This window comes from Kitasatospora sp. NPDC059812, from assembly GCF_042732075.1.
GTDB lineage: Bacteria > Actinomycetota > Actinomycetes > Streptomycetales > Streptomycetaceae > Kitasatospora.
On record NZ_JBHWIO010000092.1, the window covers coordinates 1 to 16,481 of the forward strand.

The window sequence follows — 16,481 nt, forward strand, 5'->3', positions numbered from 1 at the left end:
CCCCCCCCCCCCCGCCCGGCCGGGCGGCGGGGTGTGACGCTCGTCACAGATTCCCGGAACGGCTCGCCGGCGCCCTCGGGGCGGTGCGGGGCGGCCGGCGGCCGAGCGCCGCCGCCTGTCGCGCCGGAGGGCGGGCGGGCCGCCGCGGCAACGAGCCCCGGCCGCCGCCGCCGACCGCCCGACCTGGGGGTCGAGACGCGCCGACCGGGGGACGGTGTCGGCGCCGCTCGCCCGCTTCACCCCTCGGCCCGTCCGCCCGGGGCGGGCCGCCACGGCGCATCGCGATTGCCGCCCCGCAGCGCGAAGCTGGCCGATCCCGGGCTGGTTGGCGGATTCTCGCTGAACCGGACTCAGATGTTCATCCGTAGGTTATGCGACGGTCGACCGGTGGTGGGCCGCTGGACGGAGGGATGGACGATGGGACGAGTTCTGACCGAATTGGTGGGCGACGCGGCGACGTTCGCCAAGGCGCTGGAGGAGCGCCGGCCGCAGGTGTTCCGCACCGCGGGCAGGCCGGCGGGGCTGCCCCGGCCGGGCGAGTTGGACGAGGCGCTGCGCGGCGGACTGCTGCGGGTGCCCTACGTCGAGATGGTCCGGGCGGGTGAGGTCGTCCCGCCCGCGGAGTTCTGCACGGCCCGGGTGGTCGCCGGGCGCCGGGAGGAGGGCTTCGCCGATCCTGACCGGATCGCCGCCCTGCTGGCCGAGGGCGCCACGCTGCTGCTGCCGCAGCTGGACCAGTGGCACGCGCCGGTGCGCGCGCTGGCCACCGACATCGCGGTCGAACTGGGCCGCCGGACCGAGGCGTTCTGCTTCGCGACGGGTGCCGGCCGGCGCGGGCTGGACGTGCACCGGGACGACGCGGACGTGCTGGTCGTCCAGCTCGCGGGGAAGAAGGAGTGGACGGTCCACGAGGCTCCCGCCGACGGGCGCTGGCGCCCGGGGCTGGCCCCCGAACCCGGCGCGGTGGCGCTCAACTCGGTGCTCGGGCCGGGCGAGGTGCTGTACGTGCCGCGCGGGGCGCCGCACACCGCGACGGGCCACCAGGGCCTGTCGGTGCACCTCTCGTTCACGATCCGGGAGGCGGGCACGGGGCAGCTGCGCGGCGCCGTCGGCGAGTGGCTGGCCGGCGGCGACTGGGCGGCCGGGCTGCCGGAGCGCCCGGCGACACCGGCGGAACTGCTGGACACGGCCACGGAGGTGCTGCGACTGGGCCGCGCCCGGCTGGCCGAACTGACCCCGCAGGAGCTGCTGCGGCTGGCCCGGGGGCCGCTGCCCGCACCGGTGGCGGACGACGGTCGGGCGGTGCCGGGTCACGGACCGCTGGCCGCCGGCGGCTGAGCCGGGCTGAGACCGGGCGGGGCCCGGACGCACGAGGGCGCGGTCGCCCGGACCGTCTGGTCCGGGCAACCGCGCCCCGTAGTGCCGGTACTGCTACCGGACTAGATGCACCACGGACGGGTGCAGGACCCCTCACAGGAGATGCTGAACGCGGACTCCTCCTGCTCGCCGAGCTCGGTCGAGACCAGGTCCTGCACGTCAAGGTCGAACAGCTCCAGCATGTCGTCGGCCATGAGGGCCTCCCTTCGTCAGTGCCACGGTTGACCGCAGCGGACTGCAGCGGACGTTAGGCACTCCTGCATGGACCCAGCAATGGTTCTGCACGGATGAATGGATTAACTCAGCCAAAAATCGAAACAGTTCGATCGATGGTGGACAGTTTTCGATCGCCGGGGTAGACACGACCCGACCCACCGTCAGGAGTGCGAACCGCGCGGCGGCATCGGCACGAGGCGTGTGGCACGAGGCACCGAGGCACGAGGAGCACAGTGGTCGAGACGCACGGAGCGCCCCAGGACGGACTCTTCACCGCGACCGGCCCGGTCCTGCTGCGGACACCCGCGCTGCCGCGCTCGCACCGTCACGCCGTCCCGGCCGACCCCGCGCACCCCGCGTCGGGGTCCGCCGACACCGCGCTCCTGGCACACCTCGCCGAAGCCGCCGCCGACCCGGCCCTGCGCGAGGCGATCGAGCTCTCCAGCCCCTCCCTGGCCGACCTGCTCGACCAGGTCGCCGCAGGCGCCGTGCCCCGCCCGGCCGCGCTGCGCCGGGCGGCCGAGGCGGTCAGCCGCTACCGGCTGCGGATGGCCACCCGGCCGACGCCGTTCGGGCTGATGGCCGCGGTGGTGCCGGCGCGCTTCGGCGCGGCGGCCAAGGTCCGCTGGGGCGGGGCCGACCGCCGCGCCCTGCGGCCCGACCTGGGCTGGCTGCTCCCGCTGCTCGACCGGCTGCGGACCGACCCGGCGGTGCTGCCCGGCCTGCGACTGGCCGTGGACCAGCAGGCCCGGCTGCGCGGCGGCCGCCTGGTGCTGCCGTACCTGCCCGAGCGTCGGCCCGCCGCCGGTCCCGGTCCCGGTGCCAGCGCCGGTGCCGGTACCGAGGCGGAGCCGGTCGCCGAACGGACCGTACGGGCCACCGCCGTCGTCCGGGCCGCGATCCGGACCGCCGCCGAGCCGGTCCGGCACGCCGACCTGCTGGCCGCGCTGACCGCCGACTTCCCCACGGCCCCGGCCGAGGCCGTCGCGGCCCTGGTCCGCTCGCTGGTCGGCCAGGGGTTCCTGCTCACCGACCTGACGCCTCCGCCGGACAGCAGCGACCTGCTCGGCCATGTGCTCGACCGGATCCCCGCCGACCACCCGGTGCACCCCGAACTGACGGCCGTCCGCACCGCGTTGACGCAGGCGGCCGCCCTACCCCACGGACAGGCCACCGACCTGCTGCGCGAGCTCCGGGCCCGGATGACCCGGCTCGCCCCGGCCGACCGCCCGCTCCACGCGGATCTCGCCCTGGACGCCGAGGTGGTCCTGCCGGACCAGGTCCGCACCGAACTGGAGCGGACCGCCGCGCTCCTCTGGCGCCTGTCGCCGCAGACCCCCGCACCCGAGCACCTGCGTTCGTACCACGCGGAGTTCGTCGAGCGGTACGGCACGGACAGCCCCGTCCCGCTGGCCGAACTGCTCGACCCCGACACCGGCCTGGGGCCGCCGGCCGGCTACCGGCGCCCGGCCGGCCCCCGCGGCACGGCCAACCCCCAGCCCGCCCGGGCCCGCACCGACACCGACGCGGCCCGCGACCGGTTGCTGGCCGAACTGGCGGCGGGCGCCCTCGCCGACCGGGCGCCGGACGGCACACTGCCCGAAGTGCTCCTGGACGACGACCTGCTGGCCCGGCTGACCCCGCCGCGCGACGAGGCGGGCGGCGCCGCCGACACCCCGCCCGCCTCCCTGGAGCTGTACGCCGAACTCGCGGCGGACTCCCTGGAGGCGCTGGACGCCGGGGACTTCCGGCTCGTGCTCTCCCCCGTCGCCGGCAGCGACCGCGCCGGAGCCAGCTTCGGCCGCTTCGCCACCCTGCTCGCGGGCGCGGGCAGCGACCCCGACCCGGCTGCCGACACCGGGACCGACCCGGGCCGGTCGGCGGGTGACCCCGCCGCGGCCGGCGGGGCGCTGCTGGCCGAGGCCGCCGGGTCCGTGCGGTCCGCCGGGCCCGCCGGGCCCACCGGATCCGGCGACGACGGCGCACTCGAAGCGCACCTGGAGTTCACCCCGTACCGCGCACGCCATGCCAACATCGCCCTGACCCCGCGCTGGCTCGACCACCGGGTGGTGGTCAGCGCCTTCGCCGACCCGGGCGGCCCCTCCGTACTGCCGCTGGACGACCTGGTCGTGCTGGCCGACCCCGACCGGCTCGCGGTGTACTCCCGCCGTCTAGGCCGGGAGGTCCGCGTCGCCACCCATCACGTGCTCAACCTGCGCAGCGGTGCGCCCAACGCGGCCCGTTTCCTCCAGGAGGTGACACTGACCGGGCAACGGCCCTGGCAGCCCTGGGACTGGGGGGCGGCGAGCAGCGCGCCCGTGCTGCCGCGGGTCCGCCGGGGCCGGGTGGTACTGGCCCCGGCCACCTGGCGGCTGACCTCGCCCGTCCCGGCGGCCTCCGCCCCGTTCGAGCAGTGGGACGAGGGCCTGGCCCGCTGGCGCCGACGGTGGGGAGTGCCGGCCGCCGTCCGCCTGATCAGCGGCGACCAGCGGATCAGCCTGGACCTCGACCTCCCGTGGCACCGGCGGCTGTTGCACAGCCAGGCGCGGTCCGCCGAGCCCACCGTGCTCCAGGAGGAGCCCAACCCGGCCGGCGACGGCGGCTGGCTGTGCGGACCGGATGGTACGCGGACCGCCGAACTGGTGGTCCCGCTGCGCCGCAGCACGACCGGGCCGGCGACGGCCGGACCGCGCCGCCCGCTGCCCGCCCGACGCGACCGGACCGTCGAACTCCCCGGCGGATCCTGGCTGTTCGCCCGACTGGCGGCCACCGAGGCACGCCAGGAGGAGATCCTGGTCGAACACCTGCCCCGGCTGCTCGACGCCCTGCCCGCCGACGTGGACCGCTGGTTCTTCGTCCGCTACCAGGACTCGGCGCCAAACCTGCGGCTGCGTTTCCACGGTGCGCCGCCGGTCCTCGCCGCCCAACTGCTGCCCACCGTGCACGACTGGGTACGGGAGCTGCACCGGGCCGGGCTCGCCGCCGACCTGCGCCTGGAGGGCTACGCGCCGGAGACCGACCGCTACGGCGGCGCCGAGGTGCTCGCCGACGCCGAGCGGGTCTTCCAGGCCGACAGCCTGGTCGCGCTGGCGGCACTGCGACTGGCCCGGGCGGAGCGCTCGCTCCCCCGGGACCTGCTCGCCGCCGTGAACCTCGCCGACACCGCGCAGGCCTTCCTGGCCGGCCGCGCGGGGCAGTCGGCGGGGCAGTCGGCGGAAGACCGCGTTCCTGACGGCGGGCCCGAGGGCCGCACCGACCTGCCCGCCGACCTGCCCACCAGCCTCTCCGCCGGCCGGCAGGCCGTACCACCGACCGTCCCCGGCGTGCCCTCGGTCGGGGCCTGGCTGGCGGGGGTGTATCCGAAGTCGGAGCGCCACCACCAGGCGTTCCGGGCCCAGCGTGCCGCCGCGTTGCGGGCGATCGGCCCCGACGGGCCGACCGTCCCGGCGGGCGGCCTGCTGCCCGCCGACCCCGCGCTGGCCGACGCCTGGCGGCAGCGGGCCGTCGCACTCGCGCGGTACGCGAGCCGGGTGGAGCCGTCGTCGGCCGACCCGGTGCTGGCCTCGCTGCTGCACATGGGCCACAACCGGCTGATCGGGATCGACCGCGAGGCAGAACGCCGCGCCTACGCACTGGCCAGAGGCGCCGTCGAGGCCCACCGGGCCCGCCGCTCCAGCCCGCGGGAGGCGCGATGAACACGACGGATCCGATCCGCGCGGTGGCCGAGTTGCTCAGCAGGCCCGGTGCGCTCGACGAGCCGGCCGCCGACGCCACAACGCCCTCGGCGTCCGCGCCGCCCGCAGCGGCGCACGCGCTCGGGGCCGGCCGCAGCGGCGCCGCGCTCACGCTCGCCGTACTGGCCGACCGCGAGGACGACGCCGCGCTGCGCCGCGCCGCCCACGGGCACCTCGCGGCCGCCGCGAAAGCCCCCGGGGCGATGCGGGGCGGCGGACTCTTCTCCGGCGCCGCCGCGATCGCCTTCGCCGCCCGCACCATGGCGCGGCGCCCCGGCGAGTACCGCACGCTGCTCGACGGGCTGACGCCCCGGGTCCGGCAGGCCGCGGCCGGGCGCGTCGCCGACCTGCGCGCCGATCTGGCCGCCGGCACGGGCCTGCGCGCCCACACCTTCGACACCGTCTCGGGCGCGGCGGGCCTGGGCCGGCTGCTGCTCGCGCTGGAGCCGGCCGGCCCGGCGCTGGCCGACCTGCTCACCGCGCTGGTCGCGCTGGCCGAGCCCACCGGCGGCGTGCTGCCGCGCTGGTGGACCGCCGGTGGACCGGGACTGCCCGGCGCGGATCCCGGGTTCCCCCGGGGGCACCTCAACCTGGGCCTGGCACACGGAGTCCCGGGCCCGCTCGCCCTCCTGGCACTGGCCCGGCTGCGCGGTGTGCAGGTGCCCGGACAGGACGAGGCGATCGAGGCGCTGGCGAGCTGGCTCGCCGCCCGGCGGATCCCCGGCCCGCTCGACCCGGTCGATCAGGGCGCCCCGGTCGATCCGGTCGACCCGGCCGGGCCCGCCCCGACCGAGCCGGCGCCCACGGGCCCCGACGCCGCTGGGGGTCGGCCCGGTGCGGGCGGTTCCTGGCCGATGACCGTGCGCGTCGAGGACGAGGAGGCCGGCCGGCTGCCGGCCGACCAGCCGACGCGGGCGGCCTGGTGCTACGGAACCCCCGGTGCGGCCCGCGCACTCTTCCTGGCGGGCGCGGCCCGCGGCCGCTCCGACTGGCGGACCACCGCCGTCGCGGCACTGACCGACACGCTGCGCGACCCCGCCGGCTGGAACCTCCAGGGCCCCGGGCTCTGCCACGGCACCGGCGGCCTGCTGCGGATCGCCCAGCGGATGGCCGAGGACTCCGGCTCCGCCGAACTGACCGCCCTCCTGCCCGCACTCGCCGCCACCGTCGCGAGCCGGCTCGACACGGCACTCGGCGCCGGCGACCCGCCCGGCCTCCTGGAGGGGACGGCAGGCGCGGCCCTCGCCCTGCACGCCCATGCCCGTACCCATGCCCGAGCCGCCGCGCAGGCATCCCCGGCGGGCACCGGCGACGCCGCCGAGGAGTGGGACGCCTTCCTTCTGATCTGCTGATCTGCTGATCTGCCGAGCTGTTGAGCTGCTCAGCTGTTGATCAGTAGGAAGGCCGTCCCACCCGCCAGGCCGTCACTTCTTCGGGAGCGCCCTACTCCACCGTCACGCTCTTCGCCAGGTTGCGCGGCTTGTCGACGTCGCGACCGAGGGCCACGGAGGCGTGGTAGGCGAGGAGTTGGAGCGGAATGTTGAGCAGCAGCGGGTCGAGCTCGGGCTCGCTCTTGGGGACGAGGACGCAGTGGTCGGCGAGCTTGTCCTCGGGGCGGCGGTGCGCGATGGCGATGACGCGGCCGGAGCGGGCCTTGATCTCACCGAGGGTGGTGAGGTTCTTGTCGAGCAGTTCGTCGTCCGGGACGAGTGCGACGGTGGGCAGTTCGGGGCTGATCAGCGCCAGCGGGCCGTGCTTGAGCTCGCTCGCCGGGTAGGCCTCGGCGTGCACGTAGGAGATCTCCTTGAGCTTCTGCGCGCCCTCCCGGGCGACCGGGTAGCCGCGGACCCGGCCGATGAACATCATGCCCGCCGATCCGGCGTACTCGGCGGCGAGTTCGGCGATGGCCTCGGTCTGCGCGAGCACCTCGCGGATCTGGTCCGGCAGCGCCTTCAGGGCCGCGACGATCCGGCGGCCGTCGGCGGGCGAGAGGTCGTGGATGCGGCCGAAGTGCAGGGCGAGCAGCGCGAAGGCGACCACGGTGGAGGTGAAGGCCTTGGTGGAGGCGACCGAGATCTCCGGACCGGCGTGCAGGTAGATGCCGCCGTCGCACTCGCGGGCGATGGCGCTGCCCACGGTGTTGACGACGCCGAGCACCCGGCCGCCCTTGCGCTTGATCTCCTGGACGGCGGCCAGCGTGTCGTAGGTCTCGCCGGACTGGCTGACCGCGATGTAGAGCGTGTCCGCCTCGATCACCGGGTTGCGGTAGCGGAACTCGGAGGCGGGTTCGCTGTGCGCGGGGATGCGGGAGAGCTCCTCGATCAGCTGGGCGCCCATCTCGCCGGCGTAGTAGGCGGATCCGCAGCCGAGGATCTTCACCCGGCGGATCTCGCGCAGCTCCCGGGCGTCCAGGTTGAGGCCGCCGAGGTGCGCGGTGGAGAAGCGCTCGTCGAGCCGGCCGCTGAGCGTGCGCTCGACCGAGCCGGGCTGCTCGTGGATCTCCTTGAGCAGGAAGTGCTCGTAGCCGCCGGTGTCGTAGGAGTCGATCTCCCAGTCCACGGTGGACGGCTGGTGGTGGGTGGTGCGGGCGTCGGTGGTGAAGGTGCGGAAGCCGTCGGCGCGGACGGTGGCCAGCTCGCCGTCCTCCAGGTGGACGACCTGGCGGGTGTAGCGGACGAGGGCGGACACGTCGGAGGCGACGAACATCTCCTTCTCGCCGAGGCCGAGCACTATCGGGCTGCCGTTGCGGGCGGCCACGATCCGGTCCGGCTGCTCGGCGTCGAGCACCGCGATGCCGTAGGTGCCGACCACCCGGCCGAGGGCGGCGCGCACCGCGTCCTCCAGCTCGACGCCCTCGCCGACGTGCGCGGCGATCAGGTGGGAGAGCACCTCGCTGTCGGTCTCGGAGCGGAACACGACGCCGTCGGCGGTGAGCTTGGCGCGCAGTTCGTCGGCGTTCTCGATGATGCCGTTGTGGACGACGGCGATCCGCTCGGCGCCGTCCAGGTGCGGGTGGGCGTTGGCGTCACTGGGCACGCCGTGGGTCGCCCAGCGGGTGTGGCCGATGCCGGTGCCGCCCTTGAACCGGGCCGGGACGGCGGCGGCCAGGTCGGCGACCCGGCCCTTGACCTTGCGGACCTTGAGCCCGCCGGTGCGCCCGGTGACGGCCACGCCGGCCGAGTCGTAGCCGCGGTACTCCAGCCGGGCCAGGCCCTCCAGCAGGAAGGGGGTCGCGTCCTTGGGGCCGATGTAGGCCACGATTCCGCACATGCGTGGTCTCCTCTTCGTGAATGCCGTGAATGCCGTAAGTGCTGCAAGTGCCGTGAATGCGCCAGCGCCGTGGAGCCGCCAGCGCCCCGCCCCCGCCCCGGCAGCGCTCAGCCGTAGACGATCCGGCGCAGCTGGCGGGCCGAGAGTTCGGGTGCCGCGACCCGGCGGGCGGGGAGTTCCTCGGCGAGCCGGGTGAAGATCCGTTCGTTGGTCAGTCCGCGTGCCTGGAGCTCGCCGTGGCGGCGGCGGACGTACTCCTCGGTGCTCTCGGAGAAGTACGCCAGCACCTCCGCCACGACCCGCGCCGCCTCCCGGGGCCCGAGCGGGCTGGTCCGGGTGAGGTGGGCGAGGAGGTCGTCGTGAGGGTGGGGTGAGCTCGGCACGAGTGAGGAGCCTAGGCCGCGCCGCCCGCCGGGGCCAAGAATCTTGCCCGAATTCGGGCAGACTTTACGACTTTCAGCTCAAACAACCAGTCACATGGTCATCCCAAGCCCCTCCCGACCCCTTCCCGACGCGCCCTTGTAGCCACACCCCTCCGACACGTAGCGTCATTTTCCGCATACGTAGCGGAAGAACCGGAGGCTTGCTGATGTGCGGGATCACCGGATGGGTCGCCTTCAACCGTGACCTCACCGCCGAACGGGCCGTCCTCGACGCCATGACGGCCACCCAGATCTGCCGCGGCCCGGACGCCGGCGGCGTCCACCTGGAGCGACACGCCGGCCTCGGCCACCGCCGCCTCGCGGTGATCGACCTGGAGGGCGGCGTCCAGCCGATGACCGTCGAGCACGACGGCCGGCTGCTGGCCGCGCTCACCTACAGCGGCGAGGTCTACAACCACCGCGAGCTGCGCGCCGAACTGAAGGCGGCCGGACACCGCTTCCGCACCCGCAGCGACACCGAGGTCGTGCTGCACGCCTACCTGGAGTGGGGCGAGGGCCTGGCCGAACGCCTCAACGGGATGTTCGCCTTCGCGATCTGGGACGCCCGCAGCGAGGAACTGCTGCTGGTCCGCGACCGGATGGGCGTCAAGCCGCTGCACTACCACCCGACCCCCGACGGCGTGGTCTTCGGCTCCGAGGTGAAGGCCATCCTGGCCCACCCCTCGGTCCACCCGGTGGTCGACCTGGACGGGCTGCGCGAACTGCTCGCCTTCACCCGCACCCCGGGCATCACCCCCTACCGGGGCATCGTCGAGGTCCGGCCCGGGCACGTCGTCCGGGTCCGCCGCGAGGGCGTGTCGGTGCGCCGCTACTGGGCGCTGGAGGCGCGCGAGCACACCGACACCCTGGAGGCCACCGTCGCCACCGTCCGGGCCCTGCTGGACGACATCGTCCACCGCCAGCTCGATTCGGACGTCCCGCTCTGCTCGCTGCTCTCCGGCGGCCTGGACTCCAGCGCCGTCACCGCCCTTGCCGCCCGGGTCCTGCGGGCCGAGGGCGCCGGCCCGGTGCGCTCCTTCGCCGTCGACTTCGCCGGCCAGAGCGAGAACTTCCACGCCAGCGAGGTCCGGCCGACCCTGGACGGCCCGTACGCCCGGATGCTGGCCGAGCACGTCGGCGCCGACCACAACGTGATCGAGCTGGACGCCGCCGCGCTCACCGACCTCGCCCAGCGGGACGCCGTCCTGCGCGCCCGCGACCTGCCCGGCGGCTTCGGCGACATGGACATCTCGCTGCTGCTGCTCTTCCAGGGCGTGCGCCGCCAGTCCACCGTCGCCCTGTCGGGCGAGTCCGCGGACGAGTTGTTCGGCGGCTACCGCTGGTTCCACGACCCGAAGGCCGTCGCCGCCGACGACTTCCCCTGGGCGGTCTCGCTGGCCGGCCTCGGCGGCCAGGGCGCCGGCCCGCGCGAACACCTGCTCGACGCCGGCCTGCTCGCCGAACTCGACCTGGCGGGCTACCGGAAGGCCCGCTACCGCGAGGCACTCGCCGAAGTCCCGCACCTGCCGGATGCCGATCCGCTGGAACGGCGGATGCGCGAGATCTCGTACCTCCACCTGACCCGCTTCGTCTGCATCCTGCTCGACCGCAAGGACCGGATGAGCATGGCCAACGGCCTGGAGGTGCGGGTGCCGTTCTGCGACCACCGGCTGGTCCAGTACGTCTTCAACACGCCGTGGGCGATGAAGCACTTCGACGGCCGGGAGAAGAGCCTGCTGCGCGCCGCCGTCCGGGACGTGCTGCCGGACGCCGTCGCCGACCGGGTGAAGAGCCCGTACCCGGTCACCGAGGACCCGCACTACCCGGCGCTGCTGCGGGCCGAGCTCGCCCGGCTCGCCGCCGAGCAGAAGTCCCCGGCGCTCGCCCTGCTCGACCGGCGGCGCCTCGCCGACGCGCTCGACCCGGACACCGACCCGCAGTCCGTCCGGCTGGCCGTCGACCTCGCGCTCGAACTGCACACCTGGCTGACGGACTACCAGGTGACGCTGGACATCTGACGGCCGCCACCCCGGTCGGCGCGGCGGCTGCGACGGCGGGCCGCTGCGCCGTTCGGGTGATTGATCCGGGTGACGGATCCCGGGTGATCATCCGGAACCAACCCGCCGCGCCCAGGCGTCGGACGGTGCGGTAGCGTCGCCGACACCTCCCGAATGGCGGGCGAAAACGCGGACTCCTGCCGGCGTGCCGTCAGGATGGGAGCGAACCGTCCACCTCGATCCGCCGGGGGATCACCTCATGCAACCGCGGGTATTCGCGATTCTCACCGCCCTGCTCCTGGGCGTCCTGGGCCTCGGGTCGGTGGCCGTCACCGACTGGTCGCCCGCGCCCGGCGTCGCGGCGACGGCCCCGGCCGCCACCGCGGGCACCGGCGCCGCCGCACCCGGTGTCGCGCCGGCGGCCGCGAGCGCCACCCCGACCGGCGACCCGGCGGTGTGGACCCGCTCGACGCTGCGCAACAAGCTGATGGCCGAGATGGACGCCACCGACCCCGGCGTCGCGCTCGCCGACCTCGACAAGATCACCAAGGAGAAGCCGTACACCGTGCGCTTCTGCCACCCGATCGCGCACGAGCTCGGCCACTCGGCGGTCAAGCGCTTCAACGCCGACTTCCAGAAGGTCATCTCCTTCCCGCACGAGACCTGCGCGGCCGGCTACCTGCACGGCGCGGTCGAGGAGATGCTCAACGCCTCCGCCCAGCCCGAGGTGGACCTGCTCAAGCTCTGCGCGCCCAAGAACACCGGCCCGTGCATCCACGGCGTCGGCCACGGCACCATGTTCGTCGCCAAGCAGGACGTCCCCAAGGCGCGCGAGCTGTGCAACAAGTTCCCCACCGACCAGAACAAGATCCGCTGTTCCGAAGGGCTGTTCATGCAGCTCTTCGGCCCGGACGAGGAGGACGAGAAGGCCAAGGCGAACCTGCCCGCCGACAAGCTCGCCCAGGACCCGCTGTACCCGTGCAAGGACCAGCCGGCCCTGTTCCAGTCCGCGTGCTTCTTCTACGCCCCGACCTTCTACCTCTCCTCGCACGACTACCCGAACCACCCCGAGGTCTACGCCGACGCCCTCAAGTGGTGCCTCAGCGGCAAGGCCGGCGGCGGGGCGACCGACTGCAGCCGCGGCGTCGGCTCGCGGACGATGAAGTACAACCTCGACCGCGAGGACTGGGCCGCCCAGCAGTGCGGCACCGCCGCCGACGGCTGGCAGCGCAAGGCCTGCGCCGAAGGCCTGGTCAGCTACTACACGGTGAACTACACCGACGACGGCGCGGCCGGCCGGCTCTGCGCCAAGATCACCAACAAGGAGATGCAGGGCTACTGCCGCTCCGCCAGCGGCCTGTCCGGCTCGCTCGACTGACCCCGCCGTCCCACCGGGACCGACCACCCCGTCTCACCTGGAGGGCCCGCGCCGCACGGCGCGGGCCCCTTTCGTAGGATCGGCCGACCGGTCCACCGGACCGAACGATCAGGGTGCGCCGAGGACGCCGCGCCTCCCCCGCCCCTGGAGAGCCGCCATCATGACCACCGAGGACTTCCGCGCCGCCGCGCACACCGCCGCCGACCTCGTCTCCGACTACCTCGCCGAACTGCCCGGGCGCCCGGTCTGGCAGCCGATGGACGACACCGCCCGCCGGGCCCTGCTCGACGCCCCGCTGCCCGCCGACGGCCGCCCGCTCGCCGACCTCCTCACCGCCATCGGGCAGGCCGTCCTCCCCCACCCGATGGGCAACGGCCACCCCCGCTTCTTCGGCTGGGTCAACTCCGCCCCCGCCCCCGCCGGAGTCCTCGCCACCCTCGCCGCCTCCGCCATGAACCCCAGCTCGGCCGGCGGCGACCACGCCGACGTCCACCTGGAACGCGCCGTGGTCCGCTGGATCGCCGAACTCGTCGGCTTCCCGCACCCGGCCGGCGGCGGCCTGCTCACCTCCGGCACCTCGATGGCGACCATCGTGTGCCTGGCCGCCGCCCGCAACCGCGCCGCCCGCCGGGCCGGCTGGGACATCCGCGAGGACGGCCTGGCCGGCCTGCCGCCACTGGTCGGCTACGTCACCGGCGAGACCCACTCCTGCGTCCGCAAGGCCGCCGAACTCCTCGGCCTCGGCAGCCGGCACCTGCGCACCGTCGCCACCGGGCCGGACGGCCGCCTCGACCCCGCCGAACTGCGGGCCGCCGTCGAACGCGACCGGGCCTCCGGACTGCTGCCCTTCCTGGTCGTCGCCTCGGCCGGCACCGTCGGCACCGGCGCCGTCGACGACTTCGGCCCGATCGCCGACCTCTGCGCCGAACAGCGCCTGTGGCTGCACGTCGACGGCGCGTACGGGGCCTTCGGCAGGCTCGACCCGGCCATCGCCCACCGCTACGCCGGCCTGGAGCGCGCCGACTCCCTCGCCCTCGACCCGCACAAGTGGCTGGGCGTGCCCGTCGACTGCGGCTGCGCGCTGGTGCGCGACACCGAGGAACTGCGCGCCACCTTCAGCCTCGTCCCCTCCTACCTGCGCGACGAGGCGGCCGGCGCGCTCGGCTGGTTCTCCGAGTACGGCACCGAGCAGACCCGCCCGTTCCGCGCGCTCAAGGTCTGGGCCACCATCGCCCACAAGGGCCGCGACGGCATCGCCCGGGACATCGCCCGCTGCACCGCCCTCGCCCGCCGACTCGGCGAACTGATCGATGCCGACAGGGAGTTGGAGCTGCTGGCCGAGGTACAGACCTCCATCGTCGCCTTCCGCCACCGCACCCCCGGGCACGACGAGGCCGCCGTCGACGCCCTCAACCGCGAACTCCCCTCCGCCGTCCAGCGGCGCGGCCGGGTCTTCGTCACCGGAGCCCGTCTCGGCGACCGCGAGATGCTCCGGGCCTGCCTGCTCAACGCCGCCACCACCGAGGCCGACCTGGAGCTCCTACTCGCCGAGGTCAAGGCGGCGGCCGCGGACCTGCAACCGTAACGCGGGCCCGGCGACCTTAACCACCAGGTCACGGCGGGTTCGTGGACAGGAAACACCCGTCGGGCAGGGTGCTGTCATGGAGCAGACGGAGCACACGGAGCACCCGGCCATGCAGCCGACGCCCACCCTCCCCCGGGCCCGACGACGCGGCGCCGGCACCCACCACTGGCGCCGCGACAGCGTCGAACTCGCCGCCGTCTTCGTCTCGGTCACCGCGGCCGACCTGGTCGCCAAGATCGTCGTCCGCGGCCCCGACGGCCCGGTGGTCCTCGCCGCCGCCGCCCTCGCCCTCCTCGCCACCGCCCTCTTCCACACCTGGTGGTCCCAGCGCCACCACCCCCACTCCCCCGCGCCCCCGACCACCCTGTGGCGCGTCCGCACCGCCGCCCGCAGCACCCCCGACGGCCTGGCCCGCGTCCACACCGCCCTGGCCGACCAGCACGTCGCCATCCTCTCCCGCCAGCCCCACCCCCTCCCCGGCACCACCGTCGACGAGCTCTACCTCCGCGCCCCCCACGCCCTCACCCCCACCGACCTCACCACCCTCCTCACCACCACCGGCCACCCCCTCCTCGACACCCCCACCCGCATCGGCTGACTGCGACGGCGACGCGGCGACGCTGCGGGTTCCGCAACTCCGCCACGCAGGAGGGGGTTTGACGACCCTCCCGCGAGCCTTCCCGCCGCCTCCGGCTCAGGACTGCGGGCCGGCCGGAGTGACACGGTAGGCGGGCAGGCCCCGGCGGCGGATGAGGAATTCGGCGACTATCAGGTTGGGCAGCCAGCAGAGGAACGGGACGGCGGCGTAGGCGTTGTCGAAGAAGCGCTGGCCGTCGACGTGCCCCTGGGCGGTGAGCGTCTGGAGGAGGATGAGGACGCCGAGCCAGGACCGGAGGGTGACGGCGGCGTAGGTGAGGGCGAAGCTGCGGATCATCCAGGCGCGGTGGCTCGGCAGGTCGCGGTCACGGACGGCGCGGTAGCCGCGCCAGGTGGTCCAGGCCCAGAGCAGGGCGAGGCCGCCGAAGCCGAAGAAGCCGTTGAAGGCCACCGAGTTGAAGAACGCCATGACGAACGCGGCCAGGGATCCCACCGCGACCCCGAAGACGTAGACGCGGCCCGTCCAGCGGTGGACGGCGGGGGACCGCCGGCGCAGCGCGGTGGAGAACTGGAACGGGCCGACCAACAGCGCGAGCGCGGCCGTCACGATGTGGACGTAGAAGGTGACTTGGACGGCCATCGGGCGCTCGGCGTAGGTGGCGGGCAGGCCGCCCTTCGACGCGGCGATGGGCAGGTCGGCCTGGGCGTACGTCCCCACGGCGTACCCGACGATCGCGAGCGAGGTCAGCAGGACGACGGTCCAGCGGAAGCGCCCTCCCCTCCTGCTCGTCGGGTCGGGGGCGGGGGCGGTCGCGGCGTGGGCGGCGGTACTGGTCATCGGTGGACCCCGATCGGCTGGAGGTGGGACGGCATCACGTGCGCGGTGCGGCGTCGCGCGGTCGGCCGGCGCTCTGCTCACGGCGCCCATCACCCCGGAACGGGGGCCTACCACCACGCTGTTCGAACCGCTGCCAGTGTGTCCGGGCCCGCGACCCCGGGCCATGGAGCGGCCCCCCGGACCGGGAGGGGGGTTACCCCCACGACCCGACGGGGCGTCAACCGGACGGCCTCCCACCGCACGGGCACCGCCGCCGCCACCCCGGCCGCAACGGGCCCCCGGGGTTCGTTACGCAGCCGATGGGCGGCCGTGACACGACCGGCCGGGGACCGCGACACGGGCCTCCTACCGTCATGGACGACGCACCGGCCGCCCCGGCCGGGAGGCGTCCATGACGAAGGAGAACACCGTATGAGCAGGAGCCGTACCCACCGCTCCCCCGCCCGCCGCGTGCTGGCCGTCTGCGCCCTGACCGGGGGCGCGCTGCTGACCGTCGTCACCGGCGGACAGGCCTTCGCCGACGGGACCCCGTCCGCCGCGCCTGCTGCGGGTGCCGGCGTGTCGGCCACCCCCACCTCGACGCCCAGCCCGGCCAAGCCCGCCCCGGCCGCCCCGGGCGCCCCCTCGGTCGCGGGTGCCACCCCCACGGCGACGCCCTCCGCCGGTACCGGGCCCGCCGTGCAGCCGGCCGCCGGTGGCGCCGGGGTCTCCAGTGACGGCAAGGCCCAGGTCCGCGAGGTGCCCAAGGGCGCGGCCCAGGCCGGCGACGGATCCGGCGAGACCGACAGCAACGGCCTGATGCTGGCCGGTGGCGGGGCCGTCGCGGCCGTCGGCGCCGGTGCGCTGGGCTTCGCGATGCTGCGCCGCCGCTCCGGTGCGCGCGGCTGACACCGGCCCCGAGTCCGCCGGGCACCCCGGCGCCGTTCCCCCGCCCTTGACCGGGCGGGGAGGCGGCGCCCGGGGGCCCGGGGGGTGCGCGGCCCCCCCCGGGGGGGGGCGCCCCCCCCCGCCGCCCCCCGCCCCCCCGGCCCCCCCCCCCCGCCCCCCCCCCCGGGGGCCCCGCCCCC

12 protein-coding genes are annotated in these 16,481 nt (G+C 75.2%); 8 read left to right on the forward strand and 4 right to left on the reverse strand.

Annotation, left to right across the window (positions count from 1 at the left end):
* The first annotated feature begins 417 nt into the window (after window positions 1-417).
* Window positions 418-1,338: a JmjC domain-containing protein gene (locus ACFV6D_RS32225; RefSeq protein WP_380562305.1), complete on the forward strand. Its 921-nt coding sequence runs from the start codon at window positions 418-420 to the stop codon at window positions 1,336-1,338.
* Window positions 1,339-1,439: 101 nt separating this feature from the next.
* Here ACFV6D_RS32225 and ACFV6D_RS32230 read toward each other — a convergent pair whose 3' ends face one another.
* Window positions 1,440-1,571 (reverse strand): hypothetical protein, encoded by a 132-nt coding sequence (locus ACFV6D_RS32230; protein ID WP_279634947.1) that lies wholly within the window; start codon window positions 1,569-1,571, stop codon window positions 1,440-1,442.
* A 255-nt stretch (window positions 1,572-1,826) separates the two neighbouring features.
* On the opposite strand from ACFV6D_RS32230, the gene ACFV6D_RS32235 reads away from it, so the two are divergent.
* A complete protein-coding gene (locus ACFV6D_RS32235; protein ID WP_380562307.1) occupies window positions 1,827-5,288 on the forward strand; it encodes a lantibiotic dehydratase in 3,462 nt (1,153 codons plus the stop codon).
* Window positions 5,285-6,679 carry a lanthionine synthetase LanC family protein gene (locus ACFV6D_RS32240; RefSeq protein ID WP_380562309.1) on the forward strand — a complete coding sequence of 465 codons (1,395 nt, stop codon included), beginning with the start codon at window positions 5,285-5,287 and terminating at the stop codon, window positions 6,677-6,679. The genes ACFV6D_RS32235 and ACFV6D_RS32240 overlap by 4 nt, the downstream gene beginning before the upstream one ends.
* A gap of 91 nt (window positions 6,680-6,770) precedes the next feature.
* On the opposite strand, the gene glmS is transcribed toward ACFV6D_RS32240, so the two are convergent.
* Both glmS and ACFV6D_RS32250 read right to left on the reverse strand, forming a co-directional pair.
* Window positions 6,771-8,597 (reverse strand): glutamine--fructose-6-phosphate transaminase (isomerizing), encoded by a 1,827-nt coding sequence (gene glmS, locus ACFV6D_RS32245; RefSeq protein ID WP_063350342.1) that lies wholly within the window; start codon window positions 8,595-8,597, stop codon window positions 6,771-6,773.
* Between the two features lie 107 nt (window positions 8,598-8,704).
* Window positions 8,705-8,980, reverse strand: a complete 276-nt coding sequence (locus ACFV6D_RS32250; RefSeq protein ID WP_063350341.1) for a hypothetical protein — start codon at window positions 8,978-8,980, stop codon at window positions 8,705-8,707.
* Window positions 8,981-9,186: 206 nt separating this feature from the next.
* On the opposite strand from ACFV6D_RS32250, the gene asnB reads away from it, so the two are divergent.
* From asnB to ACFV6D_RS32270, 4 genes are all read left to right on the forward strand, one after another.
* Window positions 9,187-11,037 carry an asparagine synthase (glutamine-hydrolyzing) gene (asnB, locus tag ACFV6D_RS32255; RefSeq protein WP_380493914.1) on the forward strand — a complete coding sequence of 617 codons (1,851 nt, stop codon included), beginning with the start codon at window positions 9,187-9,189 and terminating at the stop codon, window positions 11,035-11,037.
* A gap of 238 nt (window positions 11,038-11,275) precedes the next feature.
* Window positions 11,276-12,394, forward strand: coding sequence for a hypothetical protein (locus ACFV6D_RS32260; protein WP_380562311.1), 1,119 nt, complete (start codon window positions 11,276-11,278; stop codon window positions 12,392-12,394).
* 160 nt (window positions 12,395-12,554) lie between these two features.
* Window positions 12,555-13,979 carry a pyridoxal phosphate-dependent decarboxylase family protein gene (locus tag ACFV6D_RS32265; protein WP_380562313.1) on the forward strand — a complete coding sequence of 475 codons (1,425 nt, stop codon included), beginning with the start codon at window positions 12,555-12,557 and terminating at the stop codon, window positions 13,977-13,979.
* A 76-nt stretch (window positions 13,980-14,055) separates the two neighbouring features.
* Entirely contained in the window at window positions 14,056-14,577 is a 522-nt protein-coding gene (locus ACFV6D_RS32270; RefSeq protein ID WP_380562315.1) for a hypothetical protein, read from the forward strand.
* A 96-nt stretch (window positions 14,578-14,673) separates the two neighbouring features.
* On the opposite strand, the gene ACFV6D_RS32275 is transcribed toward ACFV6D_RS32270, so the two are convergent.
* Window positions 14,674-15,414, reverse strand: coding sequence for a DUF2306 domain-containing protein (locus ACFV6D_RS32275; RefSeq protein ID WP_380380157.1), 741 nt, complete (start codon window positions 15,412-15,414; stop codon window positions 14,674-14,676).
* Between the two features lie 411 nt (window positions 15,415-15,825).
* Between ACFV6D_RS32275 and ACFV6D_RS32280 the strand changes: the two genes are divergently transcribed.
* Window positions 15,826-16,302 (forward strand): hypothetical protein, encoded by a 477-nt coding sequence (locus ACFV6D_RS32280; RefSeq protein WP_063350335.1) that lies wholly within the window; start codon window positions 15,826-15,828, stop codon window positions 16,300-16,302.
* Window positions 16,303-16,481 lie beyond the last annotated feature (179 nt).